This window comes from Vibrio vulnificus CMCP6, assembly GCF_000039765.1.
GTDB lineage: Bacteria > Pseudomonadota > Gammaproteobacteria > Enterobacterales > Vibrionaceae > Vibrio > Vibrio vulnificus_B.
In genome coordinates, this window is sequence record NC_004460.2 from 1,630,608 (window position 1) to 1,646,508 (window position 15,901).

At 44.8% G+C, this 15,901-nt stretch carries 12 protein-coding genes and 1 pseudogene; 2 read left to right on the forward strand and 11 right to left on the reverse strand.

The genetic code is table 11. From position 1 onward, the window contains the following. Window positions 1-184 precede the first annotated feature (184 nt). The 3 genes from VV1_RS22070 to VV1_RS22080 form a co-directional block, all read right to left on the reverse strand. Window positions 185-700: a lipocalin family protein gene (locus VV1_RS22070; protein WP_011082353.1), complete on the reverse strand. Its 516-nt coding sequence runs from the start codon at window positions 698-700 to the stop codon at window positions 185-187. Window positions 701-917: 217 nt separating this feature from the next. Next, window positions 918-1,646: a MipA/OmpV family protein gene (locus VV1_RS22075; protein ID WP_011082354.1), complete on the reverse strand. Its 729-nt coding sequence runs from the start codon at window positions 1,644-1,646 to the stop codon at window positions 918-920. A gap of 214 nt (window positions 1,647-1,860) precedes the next feature. Then, window positions 1,861-2,991, reverse strand: coding sequence for a VarG family subclass B1-like metallo-beta-lactamase (locus VV1_RS22080; RefSeq protein ID WP_043921221.1), 1,131 nt, complete (start codon window positions 2,989-2,991; stop codon window positions 1,861-1,863). A gap of 112 nt (window positions 2,992-3,103) precedes the next feature. Here VV1_RS22080 and VV1_RS22085 point away from each other — a divergent pair, with 112 nt between their 5' ends. Then, entirely contained in the window at window positions 3,104-4,036 is a 933-nt protein-coding gene (locus VV1_RS22085) for a LysR family transcriptional regulator (protein ID WP_011082356.1), read from the forward strand. A gap of 113 nt (window positions 4,037-4,149) precedes the next feature. On the opposite strand, the gene VV1_RS22090 is transcribed toward VV1_RS22085, so the two are convergent. The 3 genes from VV1_RS22090 to VV1_RS22100 all read right to left on the reverse strand — a co-directional run bounded on the left by VV1_RS22090 (window position 4,150) and on the right by VV1_RS22100 (window position 7,120). After that, the gene (locus VV1_RS22090) at window positions 4,150-4,950 is read right to left on the reverse strand and encodes a hypothetical protein (protein WP_043921222.1); all 801 of its coding nucleotides are present in this window, start codon (window positions 4,948-4,950) and stop codon (window positions 4,150-4,152) included. Then, window positions 4,937-6,463 carry an FAD-dependent oxidoreductase gene (locus tag VV1_RS22095; protein ID WP_011082358.1) on the reverse strand — a complete coding sequence of 509 codons (1,527 nt, stop codon included), beginning with the start codon at window positions 6,461-6,463 and terminating at the stop codon, window positions 4,937-4,939. The genes VV1_RS22090 and VV1_RS22095 overlap by 14 nt, the downstream gene beginning before the upstream one ends. Window positions 6,464-6,697: 234 nt before the next feature. Next, the gene (locus VV1_RS22100) at window positions 6,698-7,120 is read right to left on the reverse strand and encodes a hypothetical protein (RefSeq protein WP_011082359.1); all 423 of its coding nucleotides are present in this window, start codon (window positions 7,118-7,120) and stop codon (window positions 6,698-6,700) included. 436 nt (window positions 7,121-7,556) lie between these two features. Here VV1_RS22100 and VV1_RS22105 point away from each other — a divergent pair, with 436 nt between their 5' ends. After that, entirely contained in the window at window positions 7,557-8,144 is a 588-nt protein-coding gene (locus VV1_RS22105) for a response regulator transcription factor (RefSeq protein ID WP_011082360.1), read from the forward strand. An 83-nt stretch (window positions 8,145-8,227) separates the two neighbouring features. On the opposite strand, the gene VV1_RS22110 is transcribed toward VV1_RS22105, so the two are convergent. The 5 genes and pseudogenes from VV1_RS22110 to VV1_RS22130 form a co-directional block, all read right to left on the reverse strand. Further along, window positions 8,228-9,583 (reverse strand): GGDEF domain-containing protein, encoded by a 1,356-nt coding sequence (locus tag VV1_RS22110; RefSeq protein ID WP_011082361.1) that lies wholly within the window; start codon window positions 9,581-9,583, stop codon window positions 8,228-8,230. Between the two features lie 34 nt (window positions 9,584-9,617). Then, window positions 9,618-10,111, reverse strand: a pseudogene (locus tag VV1_RS22115) (LuxR C-terminal-related transcriptional regulator). Window position 10,112: 1 nt separating this feature from the next. Next, window positions 10,113-11,273 (reverse strand): EAL domain-containing response regulator, encoded by a 1,161-nt coding sequence (locus VV1_RS22120; protein ID WP_011082363.1) that lies wholly within the window; start codon window positions 11,271-11,273, stop codon window positions 10,113-10,115. Then, on the reverse strand, window positions 11,266-14,919 hold the full coding sequence (locus VV1_RS22125; RefSeq protein WP_011082364.1) for an ATP-binding protein: 3,654 nt from the start codon (window positions 14,917-14,919) through the stop codon (window positions 11,266-11,268). Before VV1_RS22125 ends, VV1_RS22120 begins: the two co-directional genes overlap by 8 nt. A gap of 360 nt (window positions 14,920-15,279) precedes the next feature. Next, complete coding sequence (locus VV1_RS22130) at window positions 15,280-15,642, reverse strand: YgiW/YdeI family stress tolerance OB fold protein (protein WP_040110539.1); 363 nt, start codon at window positions 15,640-15,642, stop codon at window positions 15,280-15,282. Window positions 15,643-15,901: the final 259 nt, after the last annotated feature.

Consider the following 15,901-nt stretch of genomic DNA (forward strand, 5'->3'; position numbering starts at 1 on the left):
CAAGCCTAAGCGCGACTAGGATCCATTCATCGACGAGCGTTAGAGCTGTGGTTTTCTCACCGAACTTTCAGCGCACTCTGCGCAATGGATTCTGAATCACGCTCGTTCCTCGCTATCCAGAATGACGAGCTTAAAGAGTACCTTCTAGAGAAAGCACGATCGTTAAGCGTTCTTATCTCTGGTGTTATTTCTGCTCGACAAAGATAAGACGCTCAGTATCAAATCCACGTTCTTTGGCCATGGCGACGAAGGTATCGATGAGCGATTGGTCGACGGTCGGGGTGCGTGCTAAAAGCCATAAATAGTCGGTATTAGGACCAGAGACAAAGGCGTATTGGTAGTCGGTTTTGTCGAGCGCAAACACCACGTAAGATCCGTAAAACGGGCCAAAGAACGAGACTTTCAAGTAACCTTCAGAGTCGCCATTGACGAAGTAGGCTTTTCCTTCGGCTTCTTTCCATTGGTTTTCATCGGCCAAAAAGCCTTTGTTGAGTACCGCGACACCGCCATCGTCTTTTAAGGTGTATTCGGCGGTAACTTGAGTTAATCCCGCTTCAAAAGAGTGGTCTAGACGGGCGATTTCGTACCATTTCCCTAAGTAATTTTGTAGGTTGAACTCGTCGACGGGTTTGACGGTTTCTGGCATGCCAAGGCAGCCACTCAGTGTGATGGAAAGTGCCAACAGTAGAATTTTTCTCACAATTCGCTCCTGAAAAATGAGTCTCACATTGCCTTCAAGTCTAAGCGGTTGAACTAAAAAACAGAAGCGACATATGGGTAGATTATGTGAAGGCGTTTGGGAGCAATAGTAAGTAGCATCTCAGCGGAAAAGTGTTAGAAGGTAAAAATAAAAAGCGCTCGTTGATCGAGCGCTTTGCTTATTCCCTAGAGGGGGAGTTTTGTGGGAATTCGAGTTATTAAAACTTATACGCCCCGCCTAAGCTGATTTGCCAAGCAAGGTCGTTTTGAATCAGCGGGCTATTCGAATCATGGTGTTCAAACTCCACTTTGGCAATGGCTAGCCACTGCTCGGTGATATCGTAGAGTGAAATCAAACCAGCCTTGTAAACCCAAGTCTCATCAGCATCAAATTGTGCTAAACCGGACGCGGCAGATTCTTGCGCAGAGACGTTGTAAAGATGCTGCGAGAGTTTTTTGGAGCGGTAATCCACTTCAACATATGGGGAGAGCACCCACTGATCAAACGGGGTATCAAAAGCGCGACCAAGGTGAAGTTGAATCTCATAACCGTCGTGAACATTGGTGACATCTTGCAGGTAGGTGAGGCGTGCGCCAACTGTTCCCACGGTGATACCAAGATCGGCGTTACCATCACGGTTTTTGATGCCGCGAGGAATGTCATCGAAATCGTCCGACACTTCAGCAAAACGCAGGTTGCCCGACAAACCCAACCAAGGGGTGAGTGAGTAATTGGCTAAGCTGCCATCAATAAAGCCGTATTTTCCGTTGTAAAACAAAGAGGGCTCAATGCCAGCTTTGGCCCCATCCGTTGAAAATGCGGATTCGCCGTAGGTGATACCCGCGCCAACAAACGCGTAATCTTGGTATTGTTCTTGTGCCAACACAGGAGCAGACAGTACCAGCAGGGGAATGGACACGCGCATGCCGCGCATAAGATTTTTCATGGCTAACTTCCTTTTTCTTTTCGTTTTATAAAAGAACGGCTAAGTGGCGGTTTTCTTACATCAGGGTGGGCTTAATTCATTGTTTTTGGGTTTATTCGCAGAAGGACGTTGTATTAATGGCCAATAAAATAGAGTTAAAACAAATGCTTACTGTTTATACATCCACCCTGCAGCGATGGGCAGGGCGGTGTTTTTGATGTGGTGTGACGATGAATTAATGATCAATCATGTCCGCAAGAATCATTGCTGCGTGGGTTTCTACGACACCAGCGTTGAAGCCGTACATGTGGCCATATTTGCTCGCCAGAGCCGTTTGTACGTTGCGGGTGATCTCTTCTTGCCAACGTTTAAACCAAACGAAATGGTTCCCATCGCTGAGCATTGGCGTGTAAGGCACCACTTCAAGTTGTTTGCCCACTTCCGCTCTTACATCGGCGATGTATTGCAGTAGATCTTTCACATCCTGTTTTGAGCCGATGTTGCCGTGGCCACCATTAATGAAGTCCCATTGCCAGCCAAGGTGTTTGCCGAGCAAGTTTTTGAGATCGTCTTCATAGCCGTGGAAGTGCTCTGCGCCAGCAAAGTTGTAAAACGGCAATTGGTCAGGGTTAATCATGTCAGCGAAATGCAGTACGCGATCACTTGGAATCAGAATCATGGTGTTATCTGGGGTATGGCCAGAGCCTGCTGGCGCGATCAAATGCACTTTGACGGAACCAAACTTCACCACCTTCGGTTTTCTCAGGTCGTAGACATCAGTTGGTGCTGGCACTTTCGTTGTTTTTACGCCGTTTTCATTGGTTTCTGCATGCTGGGCGATTTTGTTGGCCACCGCTTGGCTGGCAATCACGCGTACTTTGTTCACGCTCGGATAGTTTTGCTTGATCAGTTCGACCAATTGGTTGCCACCGCCAACATGATCAAGGTGGTAGTGTGAGTACATAATGGTGGTAATCGGCTTGTTGGTGATGGATTGCACGCCTTTGAAAAGCGCATCGATGCGGCCATCGCCTAATGGGTCAATCAGCATCACCGAATCTTCGTTGACGATTACCGTGGAATTGTAATAGTTGACGCCAATCCAATAGGTGTTTTTGCCCAGCTTTTGCACGGTGGCTTTGCTGTCGTCAAACTGGCGCTCATAGAGATTGTTGATTTTCTGGCCCACTTTAAGCGCTTGAGTGGCGGATGGTTCGACTTCGCTAGGCAGCGTGCTTTGCACTGTTTCGCCAGGGAAAACAATCGCACGTTGTTGATCGTGGCTGTGGTTATGGTTTGCAGCGCCAGCATTGAAAGACAGCAGTGCGGCAGTGATTGGGGCTAAAGCAAAGGTGAATCGTTTCATTTTTTCTCTCCTCATCAGGTGAGGAAAAAGATAAATGAGAATCACATATATCAAAAATGCATGATTGTTATAGTATGTATATCACTTACGCACGAAATTATTAGGTGTTTTGATGGTCGCTCCCGAGATCAATTTGCGCAGTATTGACCTAAATCTGTTAACTATTTTAGAAAAGCTGTTGATTCATAAGCATATTAGCCAAGCAGCTCAAGCGTTGAACATGAGCCAGCCTGCGGTGAGTCGAGCATTGATGCGTCTGCGCGAACAATTTGGCGATCCGCTGTTGGTGAAGGTCAACCGTGAGTACCGCTTAACCGCTAAGGGGGAATACCTTCGGCGCGAATTAGAAAGCTCATTGAATACGATTCGGCAGATGCTGGTGGATGATGCGTTTGATCCGTTGCAGTACGCAGGTGTGTTCACCATAGGCGCACTGGATTTTGAAATGATGATGATTGTGCCAAAGCTGTTGGCACGTTTTCAGCAGCGTGCTCCCAAGTTGAAATTGCAAATTGTGCCGTATAACGCGTACATGCCATTGCACGATTACTTGGAGAAAGTGGCGGATCTGCTGCTGTATTCGACCGATGATTCCCCCACCAATGTGTTTAAGCAGCGACTCTTCAATGATAACTACGCGGTGGTGATGTGCCAAAATCACGTGCTTGCCAATCAACCCATGACGTTGGAGCGTTACTGCCAAAGCCGACACGTGATCGTCTCTGGTAATGGGTTGGGAAAAACCGATATTGACCATGAGCTAAAAAGGCTGAACCAGCAGCGCGAAGTGGTGGCGTCACTGCCGCATTTTTCAATGGTGCCAGAGTTGTTGATCAACACCGATCTGATCGCAACGTTGCCAAGGCGCTTGGTCAGCCATTTAAGCCATCGTTATGAAATAACCGTTGCTGAATTGCCGTTTTACACCGCGGATTTCCAGGTTGAACAATTTTGGCATTTGATTCACCACAGCAACCCTGCGCACCAGTGGGTTCGGCAAGAAATCAAAAACATGGTGGATGAAGAGATAGAAGCAAGGTGCTAAGCGGCAAAGTCGCATGCTTAGCTCTGTAAAATTTCAAAGTAATGTCTCAAGGCAATGATAAAAAAGAGGCACAATAATTTGTACCTCTGATGCTTAATGTTGGCTTGCCTGCTTCACTGGGGGAAGATCACTAAACCGCTGGCGAGGTGCAAAGCACACAACAGCGCCAAACCCAGGCCGGTGTAGTTAATCCACTTGGCAATATTGGGTTTTTGAATGGCGACCAGCGATGGCAGCACGGCGAACTCCCTGCCTCCCCAATCTCGGTTTTTGAAGTCAAAACAGAGGCTCAAAAACAAGAAATGACTGGCGGTAACAATGCGAGCGTGGAAGAAATCCTCCGCCTGCAACGCAATGGTCAGCGAGGCCAAATGCGCCAGCAGTATCGTCACTTTGGGCAAAATATAGCGATATTCCACCAACAACAGTTGCAACAGCCACAGGGTGTAAATCGCCTTTAGTTGCCACGGCACGGCGGTGCTAAACAACTGCAATTGCCCGGAGTCGAGTACTTGGGTTTGCCCGGCTTGGCTGATCCAGACCAAGATGGCAAAAGACAAACAGACAGAGACAGCGAAAGATAACCACGCTTTCTTGCGCCTCTGCACCAATAAAAAGCCACCCGCCTGTAAAACAAAAAACACCATAAACGCTTTATCCATCAGTGCCAAAGGAAGCAGATGAAGTAGAGCGACCACACAAAGCAGGTTGAAGCCACTTTCTAACAGCAATATCCGAGTGATTTCGGCTTGGTTATCAACTGGTTTGACTAAGCGCCAAAATAGCACGGGTAACAGTAGTGTTAAGATCACGGCGGAAATCACCGACGACTGCACCGCTTGGTAGAAACCGCTGAAATAGAGCAGCACCAGCAGGAAAAACAAAAGCGCAGAAAGGTGATTACGCATCGGCATGATAAGGCTCCTCGTGGCGATGGACGGTAATGCGTTTTTCAAGCGATTCCACTGCCAGTTTGGCGGTTTCTACACATCGTTCCATGGTCACAGGTACTCGCCAGGTTTGGCGCGGATCGGTCAGATATTCCCCAGCCAGAAAGACGTTTTGGTAGCTATCGATCTCGATAGGAATTTGGCAATTGGCATCGGGGTGGGTGAGTGCGTGATCAGCCACCCAGCAGTGCGCCACACCGTTTTCGCCGATGACAGTAGGGCCGACGAATCGATTCGACGTTGCCTCATCGGCGTGTTTTTCCTTCCAATACAAGCCAGGCCCGACATGAAAACCCTGATATCCGAAGGTGGTGAGTAATGCGCTATTGCCAAAAATCTGAGTCACGATCTCTTGTTCAATCTGCTGTGGCGTGCAGGCGAGCAGCGGCTTGTTAAATGCGGTGCCTGCAGCGATATTGAGATCGGTGGCAGTGACTGAGAGGCAGTACAGCCCGTTGGGTTCTGGCTGAGTCAGGTGATAACTTAAGCCCCACGGCGAATCAATAACAATTCCCACGGTTTTATCGCGTAAGATGTCGGGCAAGGTGGCGAAGTGAAACTGAAAACCGTGGCTAAGAACGTATCGGTAGCTGAACTGCACAGCGGTCGCAGAGAGCAGCGATTGGGTGACATGAATCGGCAGCGCCAAAATAAAGTAGTCCGCCTCAATCACCTCACCTTGGGACGAAAGCACATGGGTAATCTTACCTTGCTCGCTATCTTCTATCAGCCGTTCTATCTCACAGCCGAGCCTAAACTGCACCGACTGTTGGCGTAAGTGTTCGGTTAATGGATTTATCACCGATTCTGAGATCGGGCGTCGATAGCCCAAACTGTAGGCATCGGGTGCATCGGAGTGAAACGGCCCTTCTTTGTTGTTGAGCAAATCCAAAACAGAGAGGGCGGGGCTGTGGTCTGTTGCGCCGATCCAACCCAGTAGGACTGGGCGCAAAAAGGCCGCCAATTTGGGTCTTTGGTTGTACTCGAAATAGCGCTCAAGAGGGGTTTTGAGTAACTCTGCGCTGTCAGGCAAGTTCTGTAAACGCGTTTTAAACCAATAAATATCAATGAGTGGAACCCCTGCGTAGTGCATGGCATAGGCAGATTTCATGTCGTCAATAAGCTTGTCTATCGGTGAAAAATAGCTGCGTTTGAACTGCATTGTTTTATCCGATTGCCCCCAATGAAACTGTACTTTCTGCTGGGGGTAGACGAAGTCAAAGCAAGTGCCGTTTTCGGTTGGTATTTCTTGCAAGAACGACAGTAAATGGATGTTTTTGGCGAAGAACTGCCGATGTGTCAGCTCATGCACTTTGCCGTGATGCACCGCACCAATGCATTTTCCTCCGCTAAAGGGCAATTTATCGTAAACCGTGACGCGATAACCTTTCTTAATACATTCGTGTGCAGCCGCTAAACCTGAAATACCGGCCCCTAAAATCGCAATGTGTGGGGGAGTGTTTGATTTGTTATTCATTGTAATCTCGGTGATGTGTGTTGCGCTGTTCGTCCCTGTCCGTTGTGGCGGTTAAATGACATATAAATCCAAGCTTTATATGAAATGGGTGGGTCACTGCTCTTTCGACTTCTCCCCCCTTTCTCAATCTAGGACTTGAGTGAGGGCGTAAAGACGTACGTTGAAACGGTGACTCTATGCAAATCGCCAGATCCGAAGATCTGGCGGCTGATTTGGTAGGCGTTCGTGTGGAAGTTAGAAGCTACGTTGCATATTTACGCGGTTCGCCACTTCCAAATATTCAAAGATATGGGTGGGAATGTTTTGCAAAAATGCGGTTAGATCGACTTCCATTGCCTCGGTAAAGCCAGCGCGGCATGGGAATGGGTCGGTGTTACCCACAATAAGCAGCTTCGGTGTTTTTCCTTCCCAAATGAGTTTTGCTTCGTATTCAGGATTATCGACTTCAACAACACATGTATTTACTTCTGAACGGAAAATCCCATCTTTGATGGTATAGCCATTGTAAAAAGTGATTGGTGTTTTTGAAGAGGTTGGGAAAGTGACTGGTGCGTCTGGCACCGAACTGCCTTCACCAGGAAAAGTAATGGCTGTGTTTGCAGAGGCAACAGATGAAGCAATAAGTGTCAGTAGGCCAAGTAATTTTATCGTTTTCATGATACTTCCTATTTTTTTAGTTTGGGAACATTCCCAGATGGAAATGTATAGCACAAGTAAATGAGAATGAATATCAATTGTATTTATTTTGGCAGAGTGTCACATATTATTTTTTTATGTGTGGTTGATTATTGATAGTTTTAACGCAGTGAGGGCTTTTCTGATTTCGGATTGGTTGTTTTTTGTTCTTTTTTACAAAATGTCATTTTCCATTTTTGAAAAATAGACCGAGAGAAAACAGCGAAATGTTTTTAAAACAGTATGTTATGCCAAATTTATCCTAAATTAGAGCTGGCTAATTTAGTGGTATGTTATGTAAGTGTCAGGGCAGAAAATAATTTATGACGTGGCAATAACAGAATTTTCCTACAAGCAATTAAGCTGTGTGTCTTACAAAACAGACAAGGAGTGTTGTTGATAAAAAGAGAAAGTAAACATGACAGTAGAAAAAGTATTGATTATCGACTCACAACCCCTTTACGCAAGAGCGCTCTCCTCATTGGTCAAAGAGGTGATTAATCCCCTTGAAGTGACCATTACGACAAACACTAAGCAGATCCTCGACTGTGTGCGCGAGGAAAATGTGGACCTGATCATCATGGACGTTTTAATTGAAGGCCGAGATGGCATCAGTTTAGCGAAGTCAATTTTTGCCAACGGTTATGTTGGAAAACTGCTTTTTGTCTCTTCCAATGACTATGACAGCCTGTCCAACGTAGCGTATACCATCGGCGCGCATGGGTATTTGACCAAGTACGCGAGTCAATCAACACTTAGCAATGCCATTGTTAACGTGCTGAAAGGGTATACGATGTTTAAAGCTCAACCTGCTCAGTCTGATCAACAAGCGTTATCTGAACGCGAAGTCACGGTGCTGAGTTACCTAATGCAAGGCTACAGTAATCAGAAGATCTCCGAGCTTTTGATGCTGAGCAACAAAACCATCAGCACCTACAAAGCTCGAATTTTGAAGAAGTACAACGCGAAGTCCATTGTCGAAATCGCGGAAATCCATCGCTCCTAAGTTCTGTTTTAGATGTTTGCGAATTGCCAATCCCCATTCGTGCAGATAACGTCGATAAACGATGGGGATGGTGAAGCAAACCACTATCGGCGGCTCTCCTTGGCTTTATAGAGCGCTTCATCTGCTTGCATCATCAATTCTTGCAATGTTTCGCCTTGTGCTCGCGTGGCAACCCCTGCGCTTACTGCAATCGTAAGATCTTTATAAGGTAGAGTGCTGTTTTTTAAATGCTGCTTGAGCTTTCCAACCAGTTCACTGGCTTTCCTGTGGTCACAATCTGGCAATATCGCCAAAAATTCATCTCCTCCGGTTCGAATGAGGAAATCACCACGGCGAAATGTGGCCTTCATGGATTTACCGACTTGGCAAATCACTTCATCACCGACGTGATGGCCAAAGGTGTCGTTGATGTTTTTAAAACCGTCGCCATCAATGGCGATCACCGTGTATTGAGAATCTTCCAGCGTGTCTTTAAACAGAGTGTCATTGAAGATCTTTCGATTGTGCAGCCCGGTTAGCTCGTCTTTGATCACCTCGGAAGAGACTTCATCTAACTGCTGTTTTCTGGTTTTGGATTGTTCATACAGACTCAAGTAGACAAAAAACAACAGCAGAAAAACGAAAAACAAATACGAATAATCAATCACCAATTTTGAAAGTGGGTAGGAAAATAAGAAAATGGTTTTGTTATCCGCAATGTAGGTTTTGGTGTAGGCAAACTTAGCTAAAGGATAGCCATTGTAGGTTAACAGCGTGGTTTTAAACCCTTGGTTGTAGATAGTTTCCACATTTCTGTCTTTGAGGTCGTAAAAAAGGCTAAAGACGTATTCGCCGACAATTTCATTTTCCTCTTCGCTTGAATAGACAGGGCTAGAGACAGAAATTAAGTTTTCTCCTAGATCGCTGTCGTGGTAGATGGTGGACACCACTGCGCGATCCAACAGTTGATCTGGCCATGCGTACTGAGTGCAGACAAATTGTGTTTTACACCAGTTTTCGCTGAACTTGCGCGCATCGACTTTGAAGCCGTTGACTTTGCGATCAAGCAGATACTTTTTACCGGAGTAAGAGCGGTAATAAAAAACGGAATTTTTATTATTAAACAAGCTCATGAAATAGTTTCTTGTTTCATGCATGGTTTTATAGGCAACCGCTTCATAATAATCCAATTCTGAATTGTCTATGGCGTAAATATACTCTTCAAACGAACGTTGAGTGGATTGAATGATGTTCTTCCTATCCTTTTTCTCAGAGGCATTGATGTTGGATTGGGTTAATAAGCCCATGGTTACCACGTAGTTTTTAATACTTTCTAAACGGTCTGCGTGCCTATCAAATCGCTCCACTTCAATGGAAACGGCATAAATAGCCAGTGCAATTAAACACGATAAAAAAGAAAGTGTGGCAAACAAAAAGGCCAGGCTTAAACTTTTTTTCATTTTCTTTCTCGGCTGATGGTGGTGATTGTTATTTTTATAGTGAAACGAGTTTTGCTAAATCAACGATGTTTTCGACATTGAATTTATTCAGCAATCGCCGTTTGTAGGTACTAATGGTTTTATCGCTGATCGACAAAATTTTGGCTATTTCACGGTTGGTTTTTCCTTTTAAAAGGTAATTCATTACGGCCGCTTCTCGGTCTGAAAGTTCTGGTTGAGCTTGGTTGACCGCAGAATTAGGCTTGAATTTGAAAAAGGTGTAACCGTTGATCACCGCGTCGATAGCGTCTTTCAAAATGCGTTGATCTTCGGATTTGCACACATAACCATCCGCGCCTAAGCGAAAGGCTATTTCGCTAAACAGCTGGCTGGTTTCCGCGGAAAAGAAGATCACTTTGCCTTTATAACCGTGGGATTTGATGCGTCTTAAGAAGTCAAATCCATCACAGTCTGAAAGATTAACGTCTTGATAGCGAAACAGACCATTGGGTGATCATCAAAGATCAGGCAGTTGACTTTATTTATCATGCTATGCGCTCAATATATTGATTGCCTCAATCGGCATCGGTTTGTTAAAGAGATAACCTTGGCAAACGTCGATATTGTATTTTTTCAACATGTTCCAAGTGGATTGTTTTTCAACGCCTTCGGCGACGATTTTTAAATTTAAACTTTTCGCCAGTCCGCAAATGGAATTGACAATTTTCTGCTTTTTGCTGTCTATTTCCATTTCGGAGACAAACGAGCGATCGATTTTCAGTTCGTTAAAAGGCAGCAGGGAAAGTTTCTCGAGAGAGGAGTGCCCTGTTCCAAAATCATCAATAGAGACATTGACGCCGTTGAGGCGCAGTTTTGCCAAGTTTTTATACAGTGCCACGCTGTTGCTAAACGACGTGTTTTCCGTAATTTCAATAGTAAAAACGCTTGGCTCCACCTGATTTTCTAGGCACTTAGCGATAAAACGCTCGCTGAAGTTGCCATCTTCGATATTGATTTGATCCGCATTGATTGAGATACGCTGGCCTTGGTTGATGTGCCTTGCGTCGCGAATGGCGTTATCCGTGACAATATCAAACAGCTCATGTGAGAGATTGCATCGCTCGACGATGGGCAAAAAGTGCGCAGGAGAGAGCATGCCGTGGATAGGGTGCAACCATCTTGCCAGGGCTTCATAACCAACCACGTCACCAGTGCGGCAATCCACTAACGGTTGGTAGTAGTTTTTTACACGGCCATTGGCCAAATCGAACAAGAACTCTTGATCGCTCACATCGATTCTTCGACGCAATTTTCGTGCAGGCTTTAGGGCGTTGGCGGCGTTGTCCAGTAACTGCTGAATGTCGTTATTGGAGTAAGGCTTGCTAATCTTGCCTAACACTTGAAACGAAAAGTTTTCACACATGGCTGAAACGGCAGAAATAATCGGGCGGTCCAGCGCACTGATCAACGCGACATTGCCTGTGTATTTCTGTTCATTCAGTGAGATCAACAAGTCAATGCCATCGCTGTGTGGCATGTCTAAATCACAGAAGACGAAATCGTAGTGATCATCAGACAAGGTGCTCAAGGCACTCGCCACGGTTTGCTCGGTGGCAACACGGGTATTGGGTATTTTTGCCAGTTGTTGTTTCATCAAAGTCAGATGGATCGGATGATCATCAACAACCAATATTTTCAAATCATTACGCATAGCTTTCCATCCACATGATTGTTCGGTTAATTTCCGCATCCAGTTCAGAGATCACTTTCTCCACCAACGCGGGTTTGTGCGCCATGTCCACTGATTCAGCGTCTTCACAAAGGGCGACAATGTGCTGAATGCCCAGCGCGCCACATGCGCCTTTTACCTTGTGCACTGCCGCTCTCATTTGGTGGCCACTCTCCGCTTGTTTCAGTTGCGTTAAGTCTTTGGCCATTTCGACAATGAAGACTTTCGCCACTTCTTGGGCGTCGTTTTCCGAGAACTTATCGAGCCAGTTTTCTCGAGCCTTTGGTTTGGCGAGGTAGCGCGCCAATAATGCGCCGAGTTGTTTCAGGTCATAGGGTTTATACAAAATTTCATTGATGCCACTTTGCATCGATTTCTCATTGGCGATTCTCGAGTCTTCAGCGGTCACGCCGACAACCGGAAGCGTGGCAAAGCGCTCGTTCGCACGTAATGTTCTCACTAACTCATAGCCATCCATTTCTGGCATATGGAAGTCGGTTAGTAACAGGGCAACATCGCCGTGCTGTTTCATGTAGTTCAGCGCTTCGACGCCGTTGTTGACCACAATGGGGGTGAGCCCCAACTCGGCAAATTGCATTTTGACAATGTGCTGGTTGATCTTGTTGTCCTCCGCCACGAGCACCTTGCCTGCCAGTGTGTCCATCGGGATATCCTCGATGTGGCGTTCTTGCTCTGCACTGGTCATCTTTAGTAAGCAATCCAATAACGCATCTGGGTATTGCGTGCATTCCAGTGCGCTGTTTCTCTGACAGCCGCTTGGCTGGCAACTGAGCGTGTTGCATTCACCGCTTAGCCCCTTGTTTACGCTTGGGTTAGCGTCGTTTTTGACCAGCCCCCAGCATTGACACCAATCCTGAATGACCGTAGGTAATTGTGACGAATAGCTTAAGGCGTTCAGCTCAGGATAAGCGCCTTCACACAGGGTCAGTGGCAGTTCAATGTCAACTTGGGTCCCGACATTCAACGCACTGTGCAACGCGATGTGACCACCCATTTGCTTCAACAGTTGTTCAACAATGGCCAATCCCAATCCTGTCCCGCCAAATTGTCTGGTGATGGAGTCATCAGCTTGAACAAAGGGCTTGAAGATATTGGCCAGTTGCTCTTGCGTCATACCAATACCAGTGTCTTTGATGGTCAGAAGTAATCGCTCGTCGACCACTTGCGCTGTCAGCGTAATGTCTCCTTGTTCAGTAAACTTGATGGCATTGGAAATCAAATTACTGACGATCTGGTTAAATCTGAGATCATCAATCATCGCCCACCTCAATGAGAACGGAATGATGTTCACCGTGTAGTCCAGCCCTTTGCTGTTGGCTTTGGCTTCAAACCCGCGCAAGGTTTGGCTCAACAGACGCAACAGTTCATTTTTCGCTGGATGAATCTGCAACTCGCCCGCTTCCAGTTTTGAGTAATCAAGTACCTCATCCACCAACAGATTGAGGTGGTTTAGCGACTGCTTGGCTCGTAACACCAACTCTTTGTCTCGTTCGCTGGTGGAGTGGGTTGCCACCAAATCGAGCAAGCCATAAGTCGCGGCGAGTGGCGTCCTCAATTCATGGCTCATGGTTGCCAAGAATCGCTCGCGTGCTTTCACTGCACTTTGTGCTTCATGCTGAGCGGCGATCAGTGCGGCCTCGCGCTCTTTTTGCGCCGTCACATCTTGCAATACGGTTAAAACGAACTGCTTGCGATGATCTAAAGAGCGAATGGCTTTGCGCTCGCGATAAATGTGCTCAATTTGCAAATCACAATTGACGGTCTGGCTGTACTCTTTGATTCGTTTACCGCTCAGGACTTGCTGCACTTCCTCGAAATCACCAACGAGTGAGATTTGTGTTGCGGCGTTCTTAATTTGGCAATTCGTGCAGTGGCCTTTGAGATACTCAGAGCAGTTGCTAAGAACCAGTTGTCCCTTATCATCATGAATAAAAACCTTGTTATTCAGTTCTTGAATGATTTGGGTTAACCACTGTTTCTCTTTCTCTTCATTGTCGGCGTTAATTTCCGCTAAGCTCACTTTGAGCTTCATATTGGTAATCACGAAATAAATAATGATCGCAATAATGATTAATAAAACCGATATGATAATGGCAGAAAAAATAACGGTTTCTGAGTCGTAGCCATACGTGAGATTAAAGTCTCGATAACTTTTGTTTATTTTCTCGATTTCTTTACTATCGATGGTGTCGATAATGCTATCGAGCAGTTTATTTAACTTAATGTCATGATTAGACACAGAAAATGCGATTGAAAAACGTTTCTCTTGAGATTTGTCGATTTTCAATTGCCCTTTATTGAACTGAGATAAAAGGCTGTAAAGCACATCATCAGATAAATATGCCGATTGAATTTTTCCGTCTTCCAAATCCTTCATCAGCTTTTTAATGTCAGAATATTCTCTGAAGTTTTCATTATTCCAAGCGTTGATATGGATCAGCCCTTGCTTTTGTAAGCTGAGTAAAATGCCAGAGATCGGTTTTCTATTATTAATGGCTTTAGCTGAAGCCAACTCCACTTTGTGAAACTTTATCTGCATAAAGGGCTTAGTGAGGAGCCAATTAGGTGATTCCACACGATCAATGTAGGCAACAGGAATAATATTGGCATTGAACGTAGCAAGCTCTTGATTGTATTCAAATATAGGGCTCTTATATTCAAAATCTAAACCAGAACGTGACTGGATCAAATCGAGAAAATCGGCTAATAACCCTCTTTGTTCACCATTGTCTGATATTTCAAAAAATGGGTAGGCGTTATTGCTGGTGCTGAATGTGATGACAGAATCGTCATGATGCTCCCTGCGATATTCAGAAAGAAGCCTGTCATTAAGATGGTAAAGATTATTCGATGCAACCGAGCGAATATTCTTGCCTTTCACTTCCCATTCTAAAACTTTGTCAATACTCTCCATTAATGCGACGTTGTTCTTCGCGGTAATAAAACTGATCTCTTCTGGTTCTATCCAATCGGGTATTTCAACGGCGCCACGTACAACATCATGCTTGTCGAGATATTCGTTAATCGTGACAAATGACGAGATAAACGCATTCGCTTGCCCTTTATTCATGATCGCAACGGCGTCAGTAAAATTCAGAGCATAATGAATGTTTTTAATGCCTTTGATTCTTAAATATTCGCAGTAAGAAGTGCCCTGAACACACGTCCAATTGAGCGTGCTAAATGGCCTTGTTTGATAAAAACTTTCTTTGAACCAAATGGAAACACTGCTTTTAAATAGAGGTTTAGAAAAGAGAAAACGGTTCATCCTTTCTGGTGTTTTTGCAAAACCTACTGTGCCATCAATTGCACCGGTTTCAACGTCATGCAGCAGCTCAACGACGTTTGAATAATGTTTCAGTTGAATATTGATGTTGAGAATTTTGGCGATATTTCTTAGGTATTCAACATTGACGCCCCAATAAACGCCCAACGATTCACTATCCAGTGATGGGTTGATCGATTTTGAGGTGATGCCGATCACTATTGTTGATGGAGGATTCGTTTCTTGTTCAGAGTTTTCTTCTTGTGGCAGTGCATTACCCGAAAATAACAGTCCGGATAGTAAAATTAGAAATGAAACGAATCTAATGTGGGCGTTCAACATCTTATATTCCTCAAATATGGAATATAAGATTAAAATTATGTGAGAATTTGTCAAATTTTGAGATTTTAATAAATTCACATAACCTTTTGAATTTTAAAAATAAATTTTGATTGTGTAAGAATGTTCCTACAGAGGAATCGTAATAGGATTACAAATGGAGATAGGTGAGGATTATATTAATTTGAATTTTATTTACGTTTAATGAACGTGGGAAAGTCGGCGAAAGAAAATAATGAAAGTAAGTGTGTATGTCAATGTTGTTCAAAATAAACGTTTGTGAATTTGAAGAATACCAAACGAGTTGAGTAATGGCGTTTCAACGTCGTTTGGTACGCAGAGCAACACAGAGGCAGATGTTATTTACAGTTTTTGGATAGAGTCCACATCGATTTTTGTCGACACGAGTTCACTGTCTACTTCACCAATAATGAGCACTTTATCTTTTGGAGCGACATTCTGCCCACGCCAATCTTCGTGATCGATTTCCACCTGAATTTCGCCAGTCGCATCTTTAAATAGGTAGATTTCATTTCCTAGGGATTGAACGATGTTCCCTGTCAGTTCAACGGCCGTATCATCGCGTGCGGTCAGTGCATTGGCTACCGTGTTGACGCCGCCCACTTTTGGACCCGTAAAACCACCTTGCTGCTGTTGAGCGTCGAAAGCAGCAAAAGCGGAGTGAGATGCAAGCAAAACAAATGGCACTAATAGGATTTTTTTCATAATGACTTCCTCTTTTTGATGGTGTTGATTATTCATCATCAAATGTGAAGTAATCGTGAAGTTTTTTGCGAAGACAAAGAGTTAGATGAATATTGAGTGATGAATTTGGTTATGAAACGAACTGAATTGAATGGTATCAATTTGTTCAATAATTGAGAGAGGCTCATTTGGCATGTGAATCTGTTAATGAAGTGTGGATTTAATTTAAAAAACATAAGCTTAAATGATAGGTCAAACCTTGTGAGTTTGTTTGGCATGC